The organism is Borrelia coriaceae (genome assembly GCF_023035295.1).
Classification (GTDB): domain Bacteria; phylum Spirochaetota; class Spirochaetia; order Borreliales; family Borreliaceae; genus Borrelia; species Borrelia coriaceae.
The window spans coordinates 391,713-413,839 of sequence record NZ_CP075076.1 but is presented as its reverse complement, the minus strand read 5'-3'; the positions used below and the strand labels follow the sequence as shown (position 1 = coordinate 413,839).

Sequence of the window (22,127 nt, the reverse complement as noted above, 5' to 3'; positions counted from 1 at the left end):
CAAAAATTTTTTGCCGATGATTATCATGAAAATCTTATTTCGAGTGATAAAAATATTGAAATGTCTTGTGAGTACTGAGTTGTTTAATGTTAGATTATATTATATCTTTTTAGAATATTTATGATGTTTTTATTTTTTAAGTTTTGAATTTCTTTTTTGTATTCATCTTTAATATAAGCATTTTTTTTAAGTAATATCTCAATTAAGCTAGTATTTTCTACCTCTATTGTAGCTTGTATAGGTGTTTTCCCATTTGTAAGCGTAAGGCTTAAATCAGCTCCTTTTTCTTTTAAAAGATTAAATATTTTTTCATTGTTTAAGTATATTGCCCAAAATATTGATGGATATTTTGTTTCATCTATTCTATTAATTTGGATACCATAGTCTATTAGTGCTTTTGTGGTTTTAAAATCATTATTTATTATAGAGATTGATAGTGGTGATATTTTGTATTGAAAATTTATTTCTGCTGAGAGAGTTAGGGCTATTAAAGTACCCTTTGTATTTTGAAAGTACACAGATGTCATTAAAAAATCATTTTTTATTTTTTGTAATTCTTTTACGATTTTGATGTTATTTAGGTCTATTGATTCTATAAATCTATCTAACTTTTCTTTGTTTATTTCATACTCTTTATTGCTAAAATTATAAATTGTTTTTGATAATTCTTTTATTATTTTTGTATCTTCATTTGCATGTAATAAGGTAATAAATTGTGTTAGTAATATGAGTATTATTTTCATTAATTCTAACCTTTAAAGTCTTCCTTGAGATTGTTTTGTAAGTGTATCTTGATGAGCCTGAGCATTATTAAACAGTATAACTGCGATTTTATCTTTGTCATCAATGATTATTAAATCATCTTTTACATTTTTAGGGGATATGAATATAAGTTGTAAAGCATTTTCTGTATAGTCTAATAGACAGAAATATTTTTTCCCCTCTTTATTTATTAATTTAATAGCTTGTTTATATGATATTTGTAAATTTGGGCTTAGTCCTATTATTTCGAATGTTCCGGCATTTGGGAAATTATAAATTTCTTTGTCTATTTTCCAAATGAAAGTTTTATCGCTTTTAAATTCAATATTTCCGTATTGTTTGTTAATTAAGGTTCCGTACGATGTTAGTCTATTTATGAGATTTTGATTTTGTTTTTCTGCTTCAAGGATAATTTTTGTAATATTTTGTTCAATGATGGCTAGTCTTGATTCGAGGTTATTCTCTTTAACTTTTATGATTAATTTATAGTAATTTTGATCTTCTTTTGATAAAAAGATAAAATCTTTCTCTGCAGTTTTAGATCTAAATAAAAATCCATTAGGTTTAACCTCTTCAACAATGTCAAACTTGAAATTTACACTTAGTTCAGGTATATTAATTTTTATTTCATTTTTTGGAGTAAAGAATAATCCATGATCTTCTCTTAGTAGGTTAGTGTCATAAGTATTGTTGGCGATCATTGTTTCATAGTAAAGTGGTCTTAGGTATTTAATGTTTTTAAATTTGTTAATTATGTCAGTTTGTAATGCTTGATCTAGTGGATTAGTGAGCATTATACCTGTAATATTATCGAAAACTTCGAGTGCGTAGTCAAAGACGTAACCTTTATACCCGTCTTTTGTTAAAACATGTAGCCATCTTCCTTTAAGCGAACCTGCTTCTGTTTCTTCTCCGATATGTATTATTTTTAATATAGCATCTTTTGGGATCCTATAGATTATATTTTCTTGATAGCTGTCTGGAGACCTTCTTAAGGGCAATAAATCTCTTTTGCTTGTAGCATATTTGCTTAAGTATGGTTGAATACTTAATTGAAAGTTTTTTGCTTCTTCTTTTGTTTGAAATTCTTCTATTGTAAACTTGTGTACAATAAACTTTATCCCATTGTAGTTTATTATTATTGTTTTTTTCTCTTGATTTATATTTTCTATTTTGACAAGTGATCCGTTTGGTAATTTTTCTCTATCCTTTGAATCTAGAACGATACCGTATTTATTGTTGTTATCAAAACAAGATAGCAGTAATATGAGTAGTAAAATATAAATTAATTTTATATTCATGTTAAAATCCTGATAGTTTGTATTGGCTTTAAGATGTGTTTTGTTATGCATGACCTTTATTATATAATAAAAACAATGAAGTTATTAATTCAAGTATTTGGGTTAGTGCTGGTTTTTAGCTGTTATAAGATTAAGCAAAGCGAAATTCAAAGTCTTGTAGATCTTTTAGAAGAGTCAAATAAAAAGGGTTTAGATAAATTTCTTATTGTTGATAGAATAGTGGATATTCATATGCGCAATAAAGATTATAATGAGGCTTTAAAGTCTGTAAATCAAGGAATTGCTAATGATGAGAATAGAGAATATTATCCTTTGTATTTTTATTTGATGGGTAATATATATTCTGCAATTAAAGAAGACTCAGTGGCTTTTACTTGTTATAGATATGTTGTTGATAATTTTGATGATTACATTTATGAAAGTAGTTCTGTAAAATTAGATATTGCCAAAAGGATTATCAATTTAAATATTGAAGCTGGGCATAAAATACGTTATTACAAATTTTTGCTTAATAATAATGCTGAGAATCTTACCAATTCAGATAGAGGCAATTATTATTATAATCTTGCTTTGAGCTTAGAGAGCATTCAAAGTTATGATGAAGCATATTTTTATTATAAACAATTGCTTTCAATACCAAGGTCAGATTTAAGAATAGATTCAATAGACTATTCTGGAGTTATTACTAAAATTAATTATTATAATAATCCAGATTTTGTAATTTATAGAAATTTAAATGATTTAATTCAAGATATTAAGAGATATATTTTTGCTGGAAATACTGCAAAATTGTTGAGTATAAGGGATAAACATAATTTTTTTATTCAGAGTTGGGATCAAAGAGGGGGTAGAAGCAATGCAATTAATACGGATAGTTTTTTGACAACGATGATTAAGCTTGGAAGTAGACGAAAAAATGGAATACAGTTTGCAAGTAGTTTTGAGGCTGATTCTAGTGATGATACATCTTATCTTGGTTCAAGTGGGTGGGAGCACATTTGGGAATGGTATTTTGTTTTTAAGAAAATTTCTTATCCAAAAGATCCAGAAATTAATAATGGTTGGGCTTGGATAGGTGTTTATTTGGGGAAAAAATAGGGAGATTTAATATGAACTTATTAAATAATCTTTTAAATTTTTTATTTTTATTTTATTCTAATGTCTCTATTATAAATGATTCTTTATCTAAGTCTAGCATAAAGAGAACAATTGATTGGGATACAAAGGTTATTTATTTTGATATTATTAAACCAGTAGATGAAGACAAATTTGGTAGAGTTGGATTTGATTCTACATCTAGATTAGTATTTAGTGTTCATGATTTAAAAGATACTTTAATAAGACAGTCTCTTTTTGAAATGATCATTGATTCTGATAATACTTTTAAAGATTATTTTGATTATGATCCTCACTTAATACTTTATTTTTCAGGCCTTGATAGTATTTTAAAAAGAGGATATACTAAGTATTCAGAGGACTTGAGAAGCATAACTGTTAGATATGAGCTTTCTTTTTTTCCTGATTTTATGAATTTATTTTTATCTCACAATAAGCCTTATAAAGCTTTTTATCCATTGATTAGTACAAATGTTGATGGGTTCGTTTATACTGGCATTATTATTTATGCGGGTGATGATTACAAATCATCTTTAGGTAGTTTTGTAAAATTAACAGATGCTTTTTTTATTAAGATTTATGATGAGAATTTGAGGCTTTATTTTGATATGAAAATGGTTGAGCCGGATGCTCTTAGAGAATGGGGAATGCTTGAATATACTAATGACATTGCTTATAAAAATAAGGATAGAGTTGGAGATTATCCTTTAAGGTTGATTGTTAAAGGCGTTTATGGTAAAAATCATTCAGATATCATACTTGATGAGTATTCTATTAATAGGATATTTTCAAATAAGAATAATATTGATCTTTTAAGAAAAGGTAGGCTTGTTATTATTAAATAAAGAGTTTATAAATATAATTTAGGGGCTTGTCTTTTTTCAGATAATAAATTAACATGATATAAGAGTTTATTATAAAGGGAAGTAATGCCCTTATAGCTCAGGTGGTAGAGCATCACCATGGTAAGGTGGCGGTCGTCGGTTCAAATCCGATTGAGGGCTTTTTGTAGGCAGGAGTGTTTTATGGGCAAAAAAAAAGGTAAAGGTGCTGTTGAACTTATAGCTTTAGTATGTGAGGAAACAGGAATTAGAAATTATACGACTACTAAAAATAGGCGTAATAAACAAGAGAAGTTAGAATTGAGGAAGTATTGTCCAAGTCTCAGGAAGCATACTCTTCATAAAGAAGGCAAAATAAAATAATTAAAGTGATAGGTCAGTAGTTCAAAGGTAGAATGGCGGTCTCCAAAACCGCATGTTGGGGGTTCGAGTCCCTCCTGACCTGTTGTCTGTATTGTTAAGAGGGGCTTTTTAATGTTTAAATTTGTTAAAGATAGTATTTTAGAACTTAAGAAAATAACATGGCCTAAATATAGTGAAGTAATAGGTAGTGGAAAACAAGTTTTTTGGTTGGTTGTTTTTATTTCTGTTTTTTTAGGTATAGTAGATTATATTATGTATCTTGCTATAACTTATATATTTTAAGGAAAGATTATGTCCAGGGCCTGGTATGTATTGCAAACTTTCTCTCAGTATGAGAAAAAGATAGAACAAGAGGTAAAGCTTTTGATCAGCGAGGGTGTTTTTGGTGGTAATGTTTTAGATGTTAAGGCTCCTATTGAAAGGGTAGAAGAGATAAAAAATGGGAAAAAGCGTATACGAGAGAGAAAAATTTGGCCGGGTTATATTCTAATTGAGTTGGATCTTCCTGAACAGGAATGGAAAAGCACTGTAGCTAATATTATTAAGATACCAGGTGTTGTGAATTTTGTTGGCACAGGTAAGGAGCAAAAACCACTTCCAATTAGTGATGAAGAAGTTAAGAGTGTTTTTATGCTTGCTGGAGAGATTAAGGCAGATAAATCTATTTTTATGCTTTATGATTTTGAAGAGGGTGAGAGAGTTAAAATTAAAGGGGGTCCTTTTGATTCTTTTGAAGGAGTTATTGGGTCTATCGATTATGAAAAAAAGAAATTGAAAGTTGCAGTTCAAATTTTTGGAAGATCAACTCCTGTTGAAGTTGATTTTCAGCATATAGAAAAAATTTAATAATTCATGTATTAATGGGAGCTTAAAGGCGTTATTACCATAAGGAGTTATTTATGTCTAAGAAAAAGAAAGAAGTTGCTTGGATTAAGCTTCAAGTTCCAGCTGCTCAAGCTGCTCCGGGAGCTAAGATAGGTCAAGCTCTTGGACCTCATGGTGTTAGTGGTCCTCAGTTTGTTAAAGAATTTAATGAAAAAACAGCTAAAATGGAGCCAGGTATTATTGTTCCTGTCATTATTACTGTGTACAGTGATAAGAGTTTTTCATTTATTGTAAAAACTCCACCGGCTTCAGTTTTAATTAAGAAGGCTGTTGGAATAGAGGCAGGTTCTAAGAGATCGAATACAGATAAGGTTGGAACTATATCGAAAGAGAAATTAATGGAGATTGCAAGGATTAAAATGCCTGATTTAAATGCAAAAACTGAGTCGGCTGCATTTAAGATAATTGCAGGTAGTGCCCGTTCTATAGGTGTTGAGGTGGAGAAATAATGGCTAAGAGTGGAAAAAAATATATACAAGCTCTATCTAAAGTAGATAAGCTTAAATCTTACAGTATAGATGATGCAATATCCTTATTAAAAGCAATCAAATTTGTTAAATTTGATGAGACTATCGATGTATCTGTTAATCTTAATTTAAAGAAAAATCATACAGTTAGAGATACAGTTGTTTTGCCAAATCAGTTTATGAAAGAGAAACGCATACTTGTTTTTGCAAAGGGTGATAAAGCTGAAGAGGCAAAAGAAGCTGGTGCTGCTTATGTTGGAGATGAGGATCTTATTAATAAGGTTAAGGGTGGATTTAGTGATTTTGATATTGTTGTTGCAACACCTGATATGATGAAGGATGTGGGGAGGCTTGGTCCCATTTTAGGTAAGAGGGGCTTGATGCCAAATCCTAAGACACAAACTATTACGAATGATTTAAAAGGTACAATAGCTAGTCTTAAGAAGGGTCGTACAGAGTTTAGGGCAAATAAGAATGGTGTTATCAATTTTTCTGTTGGTAAGTCTTCTATGGATAATGAAAAAGTAAAGGAAAATTATAATGAATTTATTAAGGCATTACTTAAAAGACGACCAAGTGATTTAAAGGGTATTTTTGTGGATAGTGTTTATATTTCATCTACCATGGGACCTTCTGTGAAGATTGATTTTGTTTAGGAGTTAAGTTATGCGTACAAAGATAAATCCTAAAAAGGTTGAAATGTTTAATTCATTTAAAGAATTTTTAGAGGATAAGGATAATATTTTTTTTCTAGATTATAGAGGATTAACGGTAACAAAGCTTACTGAGTTGAGAAATAGAGTTGAAAGTGAGCAAGGGGAATTAAGGGTTGTAAAAAATAGTATAATGAAGCGAGTTTTAAAAGACAAGCAAATAGAAGGCCTTGATCCTTATCTTTTAGGTCCAACAGCTGTTGTTACTGCTGTTGATGAGGCTAATGTGATTGCAAAAATTTTTTATGAGTTTGTTAAAACTAGCACTTTAAAAGTTAAGGGAGGTTTTGTTTTAGGAGAAGTTTATGATGAGGCTAAGCTTAATGCGTATAGTAAACTTCCTACTAAGAAAGAGGCTATTTCTTTATTTATGAGTGTGCTTAAAGCCCCAATTTCAAAACTTGCGAGAACTCTAAAAGCTTTGTCTGATATTAAAGTGTAATCAAAATAGTGTTAGTCTTAATATAGTGCATGCTATCACTATTGAAAATAATATGGAAAGGAGTTAAGTTAATATGGCACTAAGTAAAGAAGATATTTTAACGTGGCTTGAGGGAGCTAAAACATCTGAAGTTGTTGAGCTTATAACAGCTATTGAGGAAAAATTTGGAGTTACTGCTGCTGCAGTTGCTGTTGCTGCTGCACCTGGTGCTGATGTTGGTGGTGCTGAGGAGCAAACAGAATTTGATGTAATGCTTATGTCTTTTGGAGATAGTAAGATAAACGTTATTAAAGAGGTAAGAGCTGTTACTGGGCTTGGACTTGGAGAGGCTAAAGCTTTAGTTGAAGCTGCTCCTAAGGCAGTTAAGGAAGGTGTTTCAAAAGCAGATGCTGAGGATATAAAGAAGAAACTGGAAGCAGTTGGTGCAAAAGTTGAAATTAAATAAAACATTAAGAATGTGTCAAATTTGTTATCCCACATGTCGTTTTAGTGACATGTGGTTTATTGTGTCTTAAAAAAGGAGTCTTTTAATGATAAAAAGGGTTCATCTAGGACAAGGAAAAGCCAAAGAAATCTTAGACTTACCTAACCTAATAGAAATACAATTGAATTCTTATGAAAAATTTTTGCAGCTTGATAGATTAAAAAATAATAAACCTTTGCTTAATGAAGGCCTTGAATCTGTTTTTAGGGACACTTTTCCTATGAAAAGTAGCAATGGTGAAGTTTCGCTTGAATATGAAAAATATTATATTGAATATGATTCTCTTAGTTTTACTGAAAAAGAATGCAAAAGGAAGGGGCAGAGTTATGAGGCTGTTTTAAAGATAAGATTAAATTTGCAGTTTCTAACAACAGGAGAGATAAGGCAAAAAGATGTCTATATGGGGACTATTCCTTTGATGACTGATAGAGGAACTTTTATTGTTAATGGTGCTGAAAGAGTAATTGTATCGCAAATTCACAGATCCCCTGGAGTTGTTTTTTACAAGGAAAAAGACTTATATTATGCTCGTATTATTCCTTATCGGGGTTCTTGGTTAGAATTTGAGATCGATTCAAAGAAAGATTACCTTTATGTTAAGATAGACAGAAAAAAAAGAATACTTGTTACTCTTTTCTTAAGAGCTTTGGGTCTTGATACTAGAGAAAAAATAATTGAAACGTTTTATAAGATTAGAAAAATTGAGGTAAATGAAGGGACTAAGAGAGAAATTACAGGGCAATATTTAGCGGTAAACATTGTTATAAAAGAAAATATGACTTATCGGGCAGGTGACAAGATAACTTTGCAAGATATTGAAGATTTCTTGCAGAATGGGGTAAAGGAGATAGACCTTATTGATTTTGATGGTTATGATAGTGTTCCTGGGAAATATTTTATCAGTTCTGATGTTATTTTGAATTGTTTCGAAAAAGAAGATGCTTATTTCTCTTTAAAGGATGGCTTTAAAGAGCTTTCAAGGGAATCTGTAATGCTTGCGGTTTATAGTGTGCTTTTACCTGGAGAGCCCATATCCATTGATAATGCTGAGAATGATTTAAGAACAGTATTTTTTTCAGAGAAGAGATATGATCTTGGTCATGTAGGACGATACAAACTTTCTAAAAAGTTTGGTCTTGATGATTTGACGACCTCAGTTCTTACTATGACAGATATAGTAAATACGATATCTCATCTTTTAAGAATATATGATGGGCATGATGTTCTTGACGATATTGATCATCTTGGAAATAGAAGAGTTCGTTCTGTTGGTGAGTTGCTTACAAATATATATAAAGGTGCAATGTCAAGGGTAGAGAAAATTGCAAAGGATAGAATGTCTAATAAAGAGGTGTTTAACCTTAAGCCGCAAGAATTGATAAGTGTTAAGCCTATTGTTTCTGCTGTTAAAGAATTTTTTGCAACTAGTCAGCTTTCACAATTTATGGATCAGGTTAATCCTTTAGCTGAATTGACCCATAAAAGGCGTCTTAATGCTTTAGGTCCTGGAGGACTATCAAGAGATCGTGCAGGTTTTGAAGTAAGAGATGTTCATTATACTCATTATGGTAGGATGTGTCCTATTGAAACTCCTGAGGGACCAAATATTGGTCTTATTGTGTCTTTAGCTACTTATGCAAAGGTCAATGATTATGGTTTTTTAGAGACTCCTTATAGAAAAGTGATTGATGGCAAGGTTACTGATGAGATTGAGTATTTGTCTGCAATTGATGAAGAGAAAAAATGTATTGCTCAAGCAAATGCTGCTGTTAATGATGCGAATAACTATATTGATGATTTAATTTCTGTTAGGGTTTCTGGTGATTATACCACAATGATTCCTAAAAATATCGATTTTATGGATGTTTCACCTAGACAGTTAATTTCTGTTTCGTCAGCATTAATACCTTTTCTTGAACATAATGATGCAAACCGTGCTCTTATGGGTTCAAATATGCAACGACAGGCAGTTCCTTTATTATTTCCACAACCTCCTATTGTTGGCACTGGTATGGAAAGAATAGTAGCAAAGGATTCTGGTGTTGTAATTAAGGCCAAGAGAGCAGGCACAGTTGTATTAGCAACGAGTCAAAAGGTGATTATCAAGCCTGAGGATGCTACTGATGAAAATGATTTAGATGAATATGAACTTGCTAAATATGAAAGGACAAATCAGGATACTTCTTTTAATCATTCAGTTTTAGTTAGGGAGGGCCTGGTAGTTCAAAAGGGTGAGATCATAGCTGATGGTCCTGCTACTAGGTATGGCGAGTTGGCACTTGGAAATAATTTGTTGGTTGGTTTTATTCCTTGGAATGGATTTAATTATGAAGATGCTATATTAATTTCTGAGCGGATTGTAAAAGAAGATCTTTACACATCAATTCATATTAAAGAATTTAGTATTGAGGTGAGGGAAACTAAGCTTGGTCCTGAGAAAGTTACAGCAGACATTCCTAATGTTAGTGGAAAAATATTAAATAAGCTTGATGAGAATGGAATTGTACGAATAGGAACTTATGTAAAGCCAGGTGATATTTTGGTCGGTAAAGTTACACCAAAATCAGAAGGGGATATTAGCCCTGAATTTAAGCTTTTGACATCTATTTTTGGGGAGAAAGCTAAAGATGTTAAGAATAATTCACTCAAAGTTCCACATGGTACTGAAGGGACCGTAATTGATGTTCAGAGGATCACTAAGGATGATGTTGGCAATCTTCCACCTGGTGTTGATGAAATATTAAAAGTTTATGTTGCCAAGAAAAGGAGACTTAAAGAGGGTGATAAGATGGCAGGAAGACATGGAAATAAGGGTGTAGTTGCCAAGATTCTTCCTGTTGAAGATATGCCATATCTTGCAGATGGGACTCCTCTTGATATATGTTTAAATCCCTTAGGAGTGCCTTCTCGTATGAATATTGGACAATTAATGGAGTCTCAGCTCGGTCTTGCTGGTAAATATCTTAATGAATATTATGATGTTCCTGTGTTTGAATCTGCTACAAATGAGTGCATTCAAGAAAAGTTAAAAAAAGCCAGATTTAATGAAACATCAAAAGCAATTTTATATGATGGATATACAGGGGAACCATTCGAAAATGAGGTAATGGTTGGAATTATATATATGCTTAAGTTACATCACCTTGTTGATGATAAGATGCATGCAAGATCTACAGGTCCTTATTCACTTGTATCGCAACAACCTCTTGGAGGAAAGGCGCAGTTTGGTGGTCAAAGGCTTGGAGAGATGGAAGTTTGGGCACTTGAAGCTTATGGAGCTGCTCATACTTTGCAAGAGCTTTTAACAGTAAAATCAGATGATATGTCAGGTAGAGTTAAAATATATGAAAATATTGTTAAAGGTATTCCTACCAATGTGTCTGGCATTCCTGAATCTTTTAATGTTTTGATGCAGGAGCTAAGAGGGCTTGGGTTTGATTTATCAATTTATGATGATAAGGGCAATCAAATTCCTTTAACAGAAAAGGAAGAGGAATTAATTAATAAGACTTAGGTTTTGAGGGTTTTATGAAAGAGATAAAAGATTTTGAAAAGATAAGAATAAAGATAGCATCTCCTGATCAGATTAGGAGTTGGTCTTATGGAGAAGTTAAAAAATCTGAAACTATTAATTATAGAACTTTGCGGCCTGAGAAGGATGGTCTTTTCTGTGAGAGAATTTTTGGGACTACTAAAGAATGGGAATGTTATTGTGGAAAATTCAAGTCAATAAGGTACAAAGGTATTATTTGTGATCGTTGTAATGTTGAAGTGACTCATTTTAAAGTTAGGCGTGAGAGAATGGGGCATATTGAGCTTTCAGCTCCTGTTGCTCATATCTGGTATTATAAATATATTCCATCCAGAATTGGACTTTTACTTGACATTACTGCTTCTAATTTAAACTCTATTCTTTATTATGAGAAATATATCGTAATTGAACCAGGTGATACTGATCTTAAGAAGATGCAACTTTTAAATGAGGATGAATACTCTGAAGCAAAAGAGAGATATGGAATGTCTTTTAGTGCCTCAATGGGTGCTGAGGCAATTAAAACTTTACTTGAGAATCTTGATCTTGATGAATTGTCATCTAAGCTTAGACTTCAAATGATTGATAAAGATGATAAGACTGATAAAAAGCTTTTAAGACGTCTTGAAATTATTGAGAATTTTAAAATTTCCGGGAATAAGCCAGAATGGATGATCATGGATGTTCTTCCTGTTATTCCGCCAGAGATTAGACCTATGGTTCAGCTTGATGGTGGCAGATTTGCAACCTCTGATCTTAATGATCTTTATAGAAGAGTAATAAATAGAAATAATAGGTTAAGAAAACTTTTGCTTCTTAATGCACCTGAAATTATTGTTAGAAATGAAAAAAGAATGTTACAAGAGTCGGTTGATTCTCTTTTTGATAATTCACATAAGAGAAAAGTTGTTAAAGGTACATCCAATAGACCACTTAAATCTCTCTCTGATGCATTAAAAGGTAAGCAAGGTAGATTTAGGCAAAACCTTCTTGGTAAGAGAGTTGATTATTCAGGACGTTCTGTAATTGTTGTTGGGCCTGAACTTAAGTTGCATCAGTGTGGTATTCCTGCTAAGATGGCGCTTGAGCTTTTTAAACCGTTTGTAATTAGAAAATTGATTGAGAGTGAATCCGTATTTAATATAAAGAGGGCAAAGAGTTTAATTGAACAAGAAGTAGATGAGGTTTGGCAGATTTTAGACAATGTTATTAAAGAACATCCTGTGCTTTTAAACCGAGCTCCAACACTGCATAGATTGGGAATACAAGCTTTTGAACCAGTTTTAGTTGAAGGAAAGGCAATTAAATTACATCCTCTTGTTTGTCATGCATATAATGCTGATTTTGATGGCGATCAGATGGCTGTACATGTTCCTTTAACGCCTGCAGCACAGGCTGAAAGTTGGGCTTTGATGTTGTCAACTAATAATTTGTTAAATCCTGCAAATGGACATCCGATTGTATTCCCATCTCAAGATATTGTATTAGGTCTTTATTATTTAACTATGGAGAGAAAAAATGTAGAGGGAGAAGGACGTAAATTTTCCAATTTTAATCATGTTCTTCTTGCAATAAATAATAAAAGTTTAGACTATAATGCACGGATTTATGTAAAGGTTAATGGTGAGTATATAGAGACTACTGCAGGCTGTGTTGTATTTAACGAGGCTTTACCAGGGGAGATTGCATTTGTAAATAAAACTCTTAGTGATTATGAGTTGCAAAATTTGATTTCTGAGGTTTATGTTGTGTATGGTTCTTCTGTTGTAATTGAGATGCTAGATATTATTAAAGAGCTTGGATTTAAATATGCTACCAAATTTGGATGTACAATAAGTATGAGTGATATTATTGTACCTGCAGAGAAAAAAGTATATGTAGATAAAGCTAATAGAGAGATTGCAAAAATTCAGAATGATTATACCAAAGGCGTTATTACTGGAGAAGAGAGATATAATAACGTTATTTCTGTTTGGTCAAAAACAAATGAAGAACTTACCAATAAGATGATGGAAATTCTTAAGAGAGATAAAGATGGATTTAATGTAATCTATATGATGGCTGACTCTGGTGCTCGTGGAAGTAGAAATCAGATAAGACAGCTTGCAGGGATGAGAGGATTAATGGCTAAGACCTCTGGCGATATTATTGAGCTTCCGATTATTTCTAATTTTAAAGAAGGTCTTTCTGTTATAGAGTTTTTCATTTCTACAAATGGCGCAAGGAAAGGACTTGCAGATACAGCTCTTAAGACTGCAGATGCTGGGTATTTAACACGAAGATTAGTAGATATTGCTCAAGATGTTGTTGTTCGAATAGAAGATTGTGGGACTATTAATGGCATAAAAGTTGGAGCTTTAAAAAATGGTGAAGAAATAGTTGAGCCTTTAAGAGAAAAAGCGGTTGGTAGTTATTCAATTGAGAGAATAAAAAGTCCTATTACAGGTGAGATTATTTTAGATGTAAATGAAGAGATTACAGAAGACAAGATAAAGTTATTGGAAACTGTTGGTATTGACAATCTTGTTATTAGATCTGTTTTGACTTGTGAAGCTGAGCATGGTGTTTGTCAAAAATGTTATGGTAGGGATTTCTCAAATAATAAGCCTGTTAATATTGGAGAGGCTGTTGGAATAATAGCTGCTCAGTCAATAGGTCAGCCAGGAACACAGCTTACCATGAGAACTTTTCATATTGGGGGTGTTGCACAAGCTGGTAGTGAAGATGATAAGATTACAAGTAAAAATCCTTTCATTCTTAATGGCTTAGAGGGATTTAATGTAGAAGTTGCTGGTGGCTTGCTTTTTACAAGAAAGGGCACTTTAAGAGTAATCAATGTTATTTATGAGGAAGATATTAAGGAAGTTAAAGATCTTAAGGTATTAGATTCTCAGAAAGTAATTAAAGGAATGCCTTTATTTACGGGTAAGGACGGTATTGATGTATTATCATCTCATATTGGTTATGTTAGAATTAAAGATGATAAATTAATGATTGTCTCTGAAGAGCAGGAAATATCTTTAAAGACTGGTACGAAACTTGAAATAAATGTTGGTGATTATGTTGAGGCTGGACGTGTAATTGGAACATTTGATCCATTTGCAGAGCCAATTATTGCTGAGGTTAAGGGGAAAGTTAGATTTAAAGATATTATTTTAGGAACAACTCTTAAAGAGGAGATAAATCTTGAAACGGGAAATATTGAAAAAAGAATTACAGATCAGGTTTTTGAGTCTCTTGATCCTAGGATTTTAATTATTGATGACAGAGGAATTGAGATTTCTTCTTATGTTCTTCCTGGAGATGCTTATCTTCAAGTTGAAGATGGGCAAGGTATTAACATAGGTGACATTATTGCTAAGCTTTCTAAAGGTTCTGAGAAAACACAAGATATTACTGGTGGTCTTCCTAGGGTTAATGATTTATTTGAGACAAGAATTCCAAAAAATTTAACCGAAATGGCTAAGGTAAGTGGCATTGTTCAGTTTAGAGCAATTCAGAAAGGAAAAAGACTTATTAATGTTTTAGATGAGTATGGGGTTGAACATAAACATTATATTCCTGCTGGAAAACATCTTCTAGTTAGAGATGGAGATGTTGTTAAAGCTGGAGATATGCTTTGTGATGGAAGAATTAATCCCCATGATGTTCTTGAAATTCTTGGTGGAATTAGTTTGCAGGAGTTTTTGTTGGCGGAAATTCAAGATGTTTATCGAAAGCAAGGTGTAAGTATTAATGACAAACATATTGGTGTAATCATTAAACAGATGATGAAAAAAGTTAAGATTGTGTCTGTAGGTGATACTAATTTTGTTTATAATCAAAAGGTAGACAAACATGCTTTTTATGAGCAAAATAGAAGGGTAATTGAACAAGGTGGTGAGCCTGCAGTAGCTAGTCCAATTCTTATTGGTATAACAAAGGCATCCCTTAATATCGATTCATTTATTTCAGCCGCTTCTTTCCAAGAAACAACTAAAGTTTTAACAGATGCTTCAATTGCAGGTAGTATTAATGATCTTAAAGGTCTTAAAGAGAATGTTGTTATTGGACATTTAATTCCTACAGGAACAGGTATGAGTTTATATAAAAGAGTTAAGGTGAGGGAAAATACAAGTTCTGAAGTGTAACTTGAAAATAAAACATATATTTGTTACCATTTATTGGTAAAATTAGGAAAAGGAGAGCATAGATGCCTACAATTAATCAACTAATTAGGAAGCCAAGAAAGAGTCAAAGAGAAAAGACAGCATCTCCTGCGCTTCAAAATTGTCCTCAAAGGAGAGGAATTTGTACTCGTGTAATGACGGTTACACCTAAGAAACCTAATTCAGCTTTAAGGAAGGTAGCTCGTGTTAGGCTTTCAAATGGCTTTGAAGTGACAGCTTATATTCCAGGCATTGGTCATAATCTACAAGAACACTCTGTTGTTCTAATTAGAGGTGGACGTGTTAAAGACTTGCCAGGTGTTAGGTACCACATAATCAGAGGTGCTAAAGATACTCTTGGTGTTAATAATCGGAAGCAGGGTCGTTCTAAGTATGGAACTAAGAAGCCAAAAACTTAAGAGGTATAAATTATATGTCAAGAAAGAGTAGAAAAATTAAGAAAAAGGTCTTTAAAGATTTTAAATATGATTCTCAAGTTATTGCTAAATTTGTGAATAGGTTGATGTATGATGGAAAAAAATCTATCAGTGAATCTATAGTTTATAATTCAATTGATATGCTTGCAGAAAAAATTGAGGAAGTTGATAAGGTTGCTGCTTTTAATAAGGCATTAGATAATGTGAAACCATTAGTAGAGGTTAGAAGTAGACGGGTTGGTGGTGCTACTTATCAAGTTCCAGTTGAAGTTAGAGAAGAAAGGCGAGAAGCTTTGGCGATGAAGTGGGTTATTGCAGCTGCCAGAAAAGCTAGTGGAAAGTCCATGCAAGATAAGTTGGCAAATGAACTTGTTAATTCTTACAATTCAACAGGTGCTGCTTTTAAAAAGAAAGAGGATACTCACAGAATGGCAGAGGCAAATAGGGCTTTTACACATTACAGGTGGTAAAGATAAAACAGCTTTTGATATTTATGTGTTGTAGTGTTAGTTGGTCTTAGATATAATTGATAAGGGGTAATATTTATGTTAAGAAAAGTTGTTTTGTTTTTTTTTATTCTAGGGTGTTCAGGGCCACAAGATAAAGCTTCATTATCTGGTACTGTTTCTGTAATTGTTGATGGGACTTTTGATGATAGAGGTTTTAATGAGCTTTCTTCCAAGGCAATGACTCAAATTAAAGAAGAGTTAAAAGTTAATGTGATTCAGAAAGAATCCAAGGTTGCTGATTATTTAGCAGATATTGGGGGATTGGAAGAAGGTGGTTCTGGTTTAATTTGGGGAGTTGGTTTTAAGTTTACAGATACATTTTTGCAAAAAGCCCTTGAAAATCCTAATGTACATTATGGCATTATTGAAGGTGCTTACGCAGAAAGTGTTGAGTTACCCAAAAATTTAGTGAATGTAAATTTTAGATCTGAAGAAGGGGCGTTTTTAGTTGGATATTTAGCAGCTAAGACATCTAAGACCGGTAAGATTGGATTTTTAGGTGGTATGGAAGGTATTGTCTTTGATGCATTTAGATATGGATATGAAGCTGGTGCTAAATATGCAAATAAAGATATTGAATTGAATTCTCAGTATGTCGGGACATTTTCTGATTTATCACTTGGGTATTTAATGGCAAGTAAGATGTATGCTTCTGGGGTTGATATTATATTTGCAGCAGCAGGTCTTTCAGGTCTTGGTGCTATTGAGATTGCAAAAGAGCTTGGGGCTGGATATTATATTATTGGGGTTGATCAGGATCAGTCGTATCTTGCGCCTGATAACATGCTTTTATCGTATATTAAGAGGGTTGATCTAGTTATGTTGGATTTGACCAGATCTTATTTAAGCCTTGGCAAGTGGAATGCGCATAATTTAGAATTTGGACTTAAAGATGGAGCGCTTGATTTGATTTTTAATAGATCAATAAATTTAGATTTAATCAAGGGTTATGATTTTATTTCAGAAATTAAAAACAAAATAATCGGTAATGAAATTAAAGTTCCTAAAGATGAAAAGTCTTATAATGATTTTGTTGTTAACCTATCAGGTAAGAGCTAATATAAGGACTATTAGAGGGGTTTTATATGAACAATAGGTTCATAGTATTTATTTGTGTTGTGTTAGCTTTTTTAGGGTGTGATAAAAAGTCATTGACTTCTAAATCTTTGCAAAGACCCATAATTTCTCTAATATTTGATGGGACATTTGGTAATGATGCTTCTAATGGTACTAAAATGTTAGAAGAAGATTTTGAAGTTGAAATTGTTGAAAAATTATCAACAAGTGTTGCTTATGCTAGTGATTTAGAAGCTCTTAAGGATAAGGGTTCTAGCATTGTTTGGGGAATTGGTTTTAGCCTTCAAGAGGCTATTGAGCAAGCCGCTACACTTAATAAGGATATTAATTATGGGGCTATTGATATTGCTTATAAAGATCATGTAAATTTTCCTGATAATTTGCTTGGTATCTCATTTAAAGTTGAAGAGGCTGCATTTCTAGCTGGATATTTAGCAGCTAAGACATCTAAGACCGGTAAGATTGGATTTTTAGGTGGTATAGAAGGTATTGTCTTTGATGCATTCAGATATGGGTATGAAGCTGGTGCTAAATATGCAAATAAAGATATTGAATTGAATTCTCAGTATGTCGGCACATTTTCTGATTTATCTTTAGCTAGGACTGTTGCTTTGAGGATGTACAAAGATGGTAGCGATGTCATATTTGTAGCAGCGGGGCTGGCATGTCTTGGTGCTATTGAGGTTGCAAAAGAGCTTGGGGCGGGACATTATATTATTGGAGTTGATCAAGATCAGTCATATCTTGCACCTGATAATGTTTTAACCTCAGTTATTAATAGTGTTGGGAATTCTATTTATGAGATAACGAAGCATTATTTAAAGACAAATTCTTTTGATGGTGGGAAAGTATTAAAGTTAGGAATTAAAGATGGTTCTGTAAGCATTATTAAGCATGACTCTAAAATAAAGGATGACATTAGAGTTGAGCTTGAAGATATAGAAGATAAAATAAGGGGTGGCGTTATTACCGTTCCAAGAAATCTTGACGAATATAATAGGTTTTTAGATATTTATAGTCTGTTGAATTAATACCCTTCTGTTTATATAGATAATTCCATTAATATTTTTTAGTTTACCCTTTACTACAAGGTAAATTTTAATAATTATAATTTAGTGTTATTTTTATTGATAGTTTGTTTATATTTTTGATTTTAAAATTGGAAAATTTTAAATTTGTTTTTAGGAGAGGATTGATTGTGTCAAAAAATTTATGTTTTATGCTTTTATTTTCTTTATTTTTTATGTCTTGTTTTTCTGCAAAAAAATCTTCGACTGTTATTAATAATCAATTTGTTATGGGAATGCTGTTTCCAAGTAGTTTTGATGATAATGGCTATCTCCAAAATGCCTTTGAGGGTGCACTTAATATAAGTAATGAGTTTGAAGTTAAACTTATTCCAAAGGTTTTAACAGCTTATTCTGTTGAAGGTAAAAGATTGATGACATCTGATGAAGTATTAGCACAAGATGTTTTTGCATTACAGAAGTATGGTTCCAATTTTATTTGGTTTATTAGTGCTTATTTTTCAGATCCTGCTATAAGATTTGCTTATGAGAATCCAGATATTTTATATGGCATTATAGATGATTTTGGTCATGAGAAGGCTATATTGCCTAAAAATTTGATATCTATTGTTTTTAGGTCAGAAGAAGGGGCGTTTTTAGCTGGTTATCTTGCCTCTAAGATAAGTAAAAGTAATAGGATTGGATTTGTTACTAGTATTTATGTTGAGTATGTTGAGAGATTTTTAGTTGGTTTTAGAGCAGGTGCTTTTTATGCAAATCCTAAGACAAGAGTAATTTTAAAGAGAGTTTTAAACCATAATGATGGAGCTACTGGTAAGGCTGTTGCCAAGTATATGTATATTGAAAATGGTGTTGATATTATTTTCCCTGTAATGGGTCCTGCTTCGCTTGGCATATTTCATGCTGCAAGAGAGCTTGGACCTGGGCATTACGTCATTGGGGTAAATAAAGATCAGTCACACCTTGCACCAGGTTATGTTATTGCTTCTGTGATTAAGGATGTTGGAAGGGCAATATACGAGTTTTCATCAAATGTTATAAAAAGTCACGATTTTAATGCCGGTAGGATTATTGAAAAAGGAATGAAGGAAGGAATTATAGATTTTATTAAAGATCCTAATATTATTGGTAAAGATTTATTTGATGACCTTACAAAGATTCAAGCTGAGATAGTAAATGGGAAACTAGTTATACCGTCTACTGATTATGAATTTGATTTATTTAAAGCAAAATTATAAACTCTTTAATTAGATTGGTTTAAAGGGGGATGTATGTGAAAAGTTTATTTTTGATTTTATGTGTTTTTTGTTATTCATGTTCTGATTCTAATGTTAATGGTGGTCTTGCCAAAATATCTGTTTTAGTTGATGGAGTTTTTGATGATGAGTCTTTTAATGAGGGTGCTTGGAAAGCTGTTAAAAAAATAGAGAAAGAATTCGGATTAGAAATAAGTATGAAAGAGTCTAATGCAAATTCTTATTTATCTGATCTTAAGTTATTAAAGGATAATGGGTCAAATCTTATCTGTTTGATTGGATATAAGCTTAGTGATTCTGCTATTACTGTTGCTTTAGAAAATCCAGGGATCAAATATGTAATTGTTGATCCTGTTTATGATAGTGATTTGGTCATTCCTGAGAATTTGTCAGCCATAACTTTTAGATCCGAAGAAGGAGCATTTTTAGTAGGATATATTGCAGCTAAAATATCTAAGACTGGGAAAATTGGGTTTTTAGGGGGAGTCGATGATGTCATTATTAATACGTTTAGGTATGGATATGAAGCTGGTGCTATGTATGCAAACAGTGATATTAATATTGATAATAAATATATTGGCAGTTTTGTTAATACTGATGCTGGAGAGAGTATGGCAAATGAGATGTATTTAGATGGAGTAGATATTATTTATCATGTTGCAGGTTTATCTGGGGTTGGGGTTATCGAGGCTGCCCGAAATCTTGGGGATAAGTATTATGTTATTGGAGTTGATCAGGATCAGTCATACCTTGCACCTGATAATGTGATTACATCTTCAATCAAAGATATTGGACAAATTTTGAATATTGTGATTTCTGATTACTTAAAAGCGAATACTTTTGAAGGAGGTGAGGTCTTGAATTATGGATTAAGAGAGGGATTTTTAGGTTTTGTTAAAAATCCTAAGAAAATTTCTTTCGCGCTTGAAAAGGAATTAGATGATATTTCTGAAAAGATAATTAATGGAAAGATTGTTGTTCCAAATAATTGGAGCTCTTATAATAAATTCCTTAGTACGATTCGTTAATTTGAATTTTAAGTAGTTATTAAATAAATATATTTACATGTTTTTGTTCATGTTAGTTAGGCTTGGGCATTGATGTCTAGGCTTTTTTATGTTTTGAATTTGTTAATTTGTTTTTGCAATTTATAGTTTTAATTCACTTATTTTTTAGATATTGCTTAACTGTAACATTGTGTTTAATATTAAAATTTTTGGTTTTCAGTCTCGTTTTGTTATTATAATAATGTATAATAAATAGCAGTCGATTGATATTTGTTTTTCAGAGGTTCGAGCGTTGAATAAGAATGTGTTTCCCAAAATTTACTATTACGATCAGGATTTTATTGATATTTATAATAAGAGTCTTTCTTGGATTAGAGATAAAATTGTTTTTCCTCAATCTTTAGAGAAAGGTAAGAAGGATAAAAACTATTATTCTGAAAATCTTGAGTTTATAGATCAACTTCAAGCTTGTCTTTCAAGCTTTTTTCTTGTGTATAGTAATGGTGAATATTCTCCCACATCTACTATTGATAAATTTTATGAACTTCAAGAGGCATCTGGTGCAATTAGGGCTCGTTATGACCAAAATAATAATATTGTTCACATAGAGGGCAATGATGATGGTATTAGTTTTCCAATTTTTGCTTGGGTTGAATATAATCTATATCATAAAACAGGCAATAAAAGGCGTATTTGTGATGTTTTGCCAGTTATTGATAAGTATTATAAGTGGATAGAAAAAAATTTTTTAAAAGAAAATGGACTTTATTCAATTGATATGAATAAAATTTTTTATAAAAATTCTCCTAGGAAGGATGCTTATTATCCTATAGATTTTAATTCATTCCAAGTACATAGTGCATATTGTATTGCAAAATTGGCAGACATATTGAATGATAAAAGTTTATCTCTTGAATATAAGAAAAGATTTTTTTCTCTTAAAGCTAAAATTAATTCATTAATGTGGGATGAAAAAGATGGTTTTTATTATGATCTTGATATTAACGAAAAGATTGTTAGGCGTAAGACAATAGTAGGATTTTTGCCACTTCTCTCTGAAATTCCAAGTGAGGATAGAATAGATAGGATGATTTTTTATTTGAAAAGTCATGAACATTTTGGAACCCCAAATCCTTTTCCTACCCTTGCAGTTAATGATCCTAGCTTTAATTCAGATGGAAATGGGTATTATGGTTCTGTTTATACTTATATGAATTTTTTTGTTATTAAAGGACTTGAATATTGTAGACGTGCAAATATTGCAAGGGAATTTACTATAAGGCATTTGTATTATATATTAGATACTCTCTTGCCAGATAGTAAAGTTAAGGGGCATGTTTGGGAGGCTTATAAGCCTATGAAAGAGGGACCTGCATATTTGGATGCTGAGAGAAAAATTCTTCCAGAAAAGGATATTATTTGTTACCTTGCGCTTTTTAGTATTAGCCTTATGATAGAAAATATTATTGGGCTTACAATTAGTTTGCCTGATAAAACGGTCTATTGGAATATTCCTGCTCTTGAAGTTATGGGAATAGAGAGTTTATCACTTAAGAAAAATCAAACTACAATTATATGCAATAAGGGAAAAAGGGGCTGGGAGATCAAAATGGAGTCAGAAAAACTTTACTATTTTACAATAAATATACTTAATAAGAAGGAAAAAACTTTACCTATACCTTCAGGTAGATGTTCAATGCTTTTAGATAAGCTTTAATTAATAGTTTGGCTATAAAACATTTATTTAAAATTAAAACT

Annotated in this window: 20 protein-coding genes and 2 tRNA genes; 20 read left to right on the top strand and 2 right to left on the bottom strand. The window is 31.9% G+C overall.

The genetic code is table 11. From position 1 onward, the window contains the following. Positions 1–89 precede the first annotated feature (89 nt). Complete coding sequence (locus tag bcCo53_RS01970; RefSeq protein WP_028328344.1) at positions 90–743, bottom strand: ankyrin repeat domain-containing protein; 654 nt, start codon at positions 741–743, stop codon at positions 90–92. A gap of 12 nt (positions 744–755) precedes the next feature. Next, positions 756–2,063, bottom strand: coding sequence for an SH3 domain-containing protein (locus tag bcCo53_RS01965; RefSeq protein WP_241766532.1), 1,308 nt, complete (start codon positions 2,061–2,063; stop codon positions 756–758). 75 nt (positions 2,064–2,138) lie between these two features. Here bcCo53_RS01965 and bcCo53_RS01960 point away from each other — a divergent pair, with 75 nt between their 5' ends. The 20 genes from bcCo53_RS01960 to bcCo53_RS01865 all read left to right on the top strand — a co-directional run bounded on the left by bcCo53_RS01960 (position 2,139) and on the right by bcCo53_RS01865 (position 22,086). Next, positions 2,139–3,161 (top strand): tetratricopeptide repeat protein, encoded by a 1,023-nt coding sequence (locus bcCo53_RS01960; protein WP_025408039.1) that lies wholly within the window; start codon positions 2,139–2,141, stop codon positions 3,159–3,161. An 11-nt stretch (positions 3,162–3,172) separates the two neighbouring features. Continuing rightward, complete coding sequence (locus tag bcCo53_RS01955) at positions 3,173–4,024, top strand: hypothetical protein (protein WP_025408038.1); 852 nt, start codon at positions 3,173–3,175, stop codon at positions 4,022–4,024. 86 nt (positions 4,025–4,110) lie between these two features. Further along, a tRNA-Thr gene (locus bcCo53_RS01950) sits at positions 4,111–4,183 on the top strand. A gap of 21 nt (positions 4,184–4,204) precedes the next feature. After that, entirely contained in the window at positions 4,205–4,384 is a 180-nt protein-coding gene (gene rpmG / locus bcCo53_RS01945; RefSeq protein WP_025408037.1) for a 50S ribosomal protein L33, read from the top strand. Positions 4,385–4,394: 10 nt separating this feature from the next. After that, positions 4,395–4,466, top strand: a tRNA-Trp gene (locus bcCo53_RS01940). Positions 4,467–4,495: 29 nt separating this feature from the next. Further along, positions 4,496–4,666: a preprotein translocase subunit SecE gene (gene secE, locus bcCo53_RS01935; RefSeq protein ID WP_025408036.1), complete on the top strand. Its 171-nt coding sequence runs from the start codon at positions 4,496–4,498 to the stop codon at positions 4,664–4,666. A 9-nt stretch (positions 4,667–4,675) separates the two neighbouring features. Further along, positions 4,676–5,230 carry a transcription termination/antitermination protein NusG gene (nusG, locus tag bcCo53_RS01930; protein WP_025408035.1) on the top strand — a complete coding sequence of 185 codons (555 nt, stop codon included), beginning with the start codon at positions 4,676–4,678 and terminating at the stop codon, positions 5,228–5,230. A 53-nt stretch (positions 5,231–5,283) separates the two neighbouring features. Then, complete coding sequence (rplK, locus tag bcCo53_RS01925; RefSeq protein WP_025408034.1) at positions 5,284–5,718, top strand: 50S ribosomal protein L11; 435 nt, start codon at positions 5,284–5,286, stop codon at positions 5,716–5,718. Then, entirely contained in the window at positions 5,718–6,392 is a 675-nt protein-coding gene (gene rplA, locus bcCo53_RS01920) for a 50S ribosomal protein L1 (RefSeq protein ID WP_025408033.1), read from the top strand. The genes rplK and rplA overlap by 1 nt, the downstream gene beginning before the upstream one ends. A gap of 10 nt (positions 6,393–6,402) precedes the next feature. Further along, on the top strand, positions 6,403–6,891 hold the full coding sequence (gene rplJ, locus bcCo53_RS01915; RefSeq protein ID WP_025408032.1) for a 50S ribosomal protein L10: 489 nt from the start codon (positions 6,403–6,405) through the stop codon (positions 6,889–6,891). A 73-nt stretch (positions 6,892–6,964) separates the two neighbouring features. After that, entirely contained in the window at positions 6,965–7,336 is a 372-nt protein-coding gene (gene rplL / locus bcCo53_RS01910; protein ID WP_025408031.1) for a 50S ribosomal protein L7/L12, read from the top strand. An 85-nt stretch (positions 7,337–7,421) separates the two neighbouring features. Then, complete coding sequence (gene rpoB, locus bcCo53_RS01905; protein ID WP_025408030.1) at positions 7,422–10,889, top strand: DNA-directed RNA polymerase subunit beta; 3,468 nt, start codon at positions 7,422–7,424, stop codon at positions 10,887–10,889. Between the two features lie 14 nt (positions 10,890–10,903). Continuing rightward, positions 10,904–15,037, top strand: a complete 4,134-nt coding sequence (gene rpoC / locus bcCo53_RS01900; protein ID WP_025408029.1) for a DNA-directed RNA polymerase subunit beta' — start codon at positions 10,904–10,906, stop codon at positions 15,035–15,037. A 62-nt stretch (positions 15,038–15,099) separates the two neighbouring features. After that, positions 15,100–15,474, top strand: a complete 375-nt coding sequence (gene rpsL / locus bcCo53_RS01895; protein ID WP_025408028.1) for a 30S ribosomal protein S12 — start codon at positions 15,100–15,102, stop codon at positions 15,472–15,474. Between the two features lie 14 nt (positions 15,475–15,488). Further along, positions 15,489–15,962, top strand: a complete 474-nt coding sequence (rpsG, locus tag bcCo53_RS01890; RefSeq protein ID WP_025408027.1) for a 30S ribosomal protein S7 — start codon at positions 15,489–15,491, stop codon at positions 15,960–15,962. A gap of 75 nt (positions 15,963–16,037) precedes the next feature. Next, a complete protein-coding gene (locus tag bcCo53_RS01885; protein ID WP_028328345.1) occupies positions 16,038–17,060 on the top strand; it encodes a BMP family lipoprotein in 1,023 nt (340 codons plus the stop codon). A 26-nt stretch (positions 17,061–17,086) separates the two neighbouring features. Then, on the top strand, positions 17,087–18,109 hold the full coding sequence (locus bcCo53_RS01880; RefSeq protein WP_025408025.1) for a BMP family ABC transporter substrate-binding protein: 1,023 nt from the start codon (positions 17,087–17,089) through the stop codon (positions 18,107–18,109). Positions 18,110–18,276: 167 nt separating this feature from the next. Next, positions 18,277–19,344 carry a BMP family ABC transporter substrate-binding protein gene (locus bcCo53_RS01875; protein ID WP_025408024.1) on the top strand — a complete coding sequence of 356 codons (1,068 nt, stop codon included), beginning with the start codon at positions 18,277–18,279 and terminating at the stop codon, positions 19,342–19,344. A gap of 35 nt (positions 19,345–19,379) precedes the next feature. Next, entirely contained in the window at positions 19,380–20,390 is a 1,011-nt protein-coding gene (locus tag bcCo53_RS01870) for a BMP family ABC transporter substrate-binding protein (RefSeq protein WP_025408023.1), read from the top strand. A gap of 271 nt (positions 20,391–20,661) precedes the next feature. Beyond that, positions 20,662–22,086 (top strand): MGH1-like glycoside hydrolase domain-containing protein, encoded by a 1,425-nt coding sequence (locus tag bcCo53_RS01865; RefSeq protein WP_025408022.1) that lies wholly within the window; start codon positions 20,662–20,664, stop codon positions 22,084–22,086. Positions 22,087–22,127: the final 41 nt, after the last annotated feature.

Bases quoted from the DNA above. Each gene is read 5' to 3' on its own strand.
- bcCo53_RS01970 (WP_028328344.1), bottom strand. From the start codon at position 743: ATGAAAATAATACTCATATTACTAACACAATTTATTACCTTATTACAT.
- bcCo53_RS01965 (WP_241766532.1), bottom strand. From the start codon at position 2,063: ATGAATATAAAATTAATTTATATTTTACTACTCATATTACTGCTATCT.
- bcCo53_RS01960 (WP_025408039.1), top strand. From the start codon at position 2,139: ATGAAGTTATTAATTCAAGTATTTGGGTTAGTGCTGGTTTTTAGCTGT.
- bcCo53_RS01955 (WP_025408038.1), top strand. From the start codon at position 3,173: ATGAACTTATTAAATAATCTTTTAAATTTTTTATTTTTATTTTATTCT.
- rpmG (WP_025408037.1), top strand. From the start codon at position 4,205: ATGGGCAAAAAAAAAGGTAAAGGTGCTGTTGAACTTATAGCTTTAGTA.
- secE (WP_025408036.1), top strand. From the start codon at position 4,496: ATGTTTAAATTTGTTAAAGATAGTATTTTAGAACTTAAGAAAATAACA.
- nusG (WP_025408035.1), top strand. From the start codon at position 4,676: ATGTCCAGGGCCTGGTATGTATTGCAAACTTTCTCTCAGTATGAGAAA.
- rplK (WP_025408034.1), top strand. From the start codon at position 5,284: ATGTCTAAGAAAAAGAAAGAAGTTGCTTGGATTAAGCTTCAAGTTCCA.
- rplA (WP_025408033.1), top strand. From the start codon at position 5,718: ATGGCTAAGAGTGGAAAAAAATATATACAAGCTCTATCTAAAGTAGAT.
- rplJ (WP_025408032.1), top strand. From the start codon at position 6,403: ATGCGTACAAAGATAAATCCTAAAAAGGTTGAAATGTTTAATTCATTT.
- rplL (WP_025408031.1), top strand. From the start codon at position 6,965: ATGGCACTAAGTAAAGAAGATATTTTAACGTGGCTTGAGGGAGCTAAA.
- rpoB (WP_025408030.1), top strand. From the start codon at position 7,422: ATGATAAAAAGGGTTCATCTAGGACAAGGAAAAGCCAAAGAAATCTTA.
- rpoC (WP_025408029.1), top strand. From the start codon at position 10,904: ATGAAAGAGATAAAAGATTTTGAAAAGATAAGAATAAAGATAGCATCT.
- rpsL (WP_025408028.1), top strand. From the start codon at position 15,100: ATGCCTACAATTAATCAACTAATTAGGAAGCCAAGAAAGAGTCAAAGA.
- rpsG (WP_025408027.1), top strand. From the start codon at position 15,489: ATGTCAAGAAAGAGTAGAAAAATTAAGAAAAAGGTCTTTAAAGATTTT.
- bcCo53_RS01885 (WP_028328345.1), top strand. From the start codon at position 16,038: ATGTTAAGAAAAGTTGTTTTGTTTTTTTTTATTCTAGGGTGTTCAGGG.
- bcCo53_RS01880 (WP_025408025.1), top strand. From the start codon at position 17,087: ATGAACAATAGGTTCATAGTATTTATTTGTGTTGTGTTAGCTTTTTTA.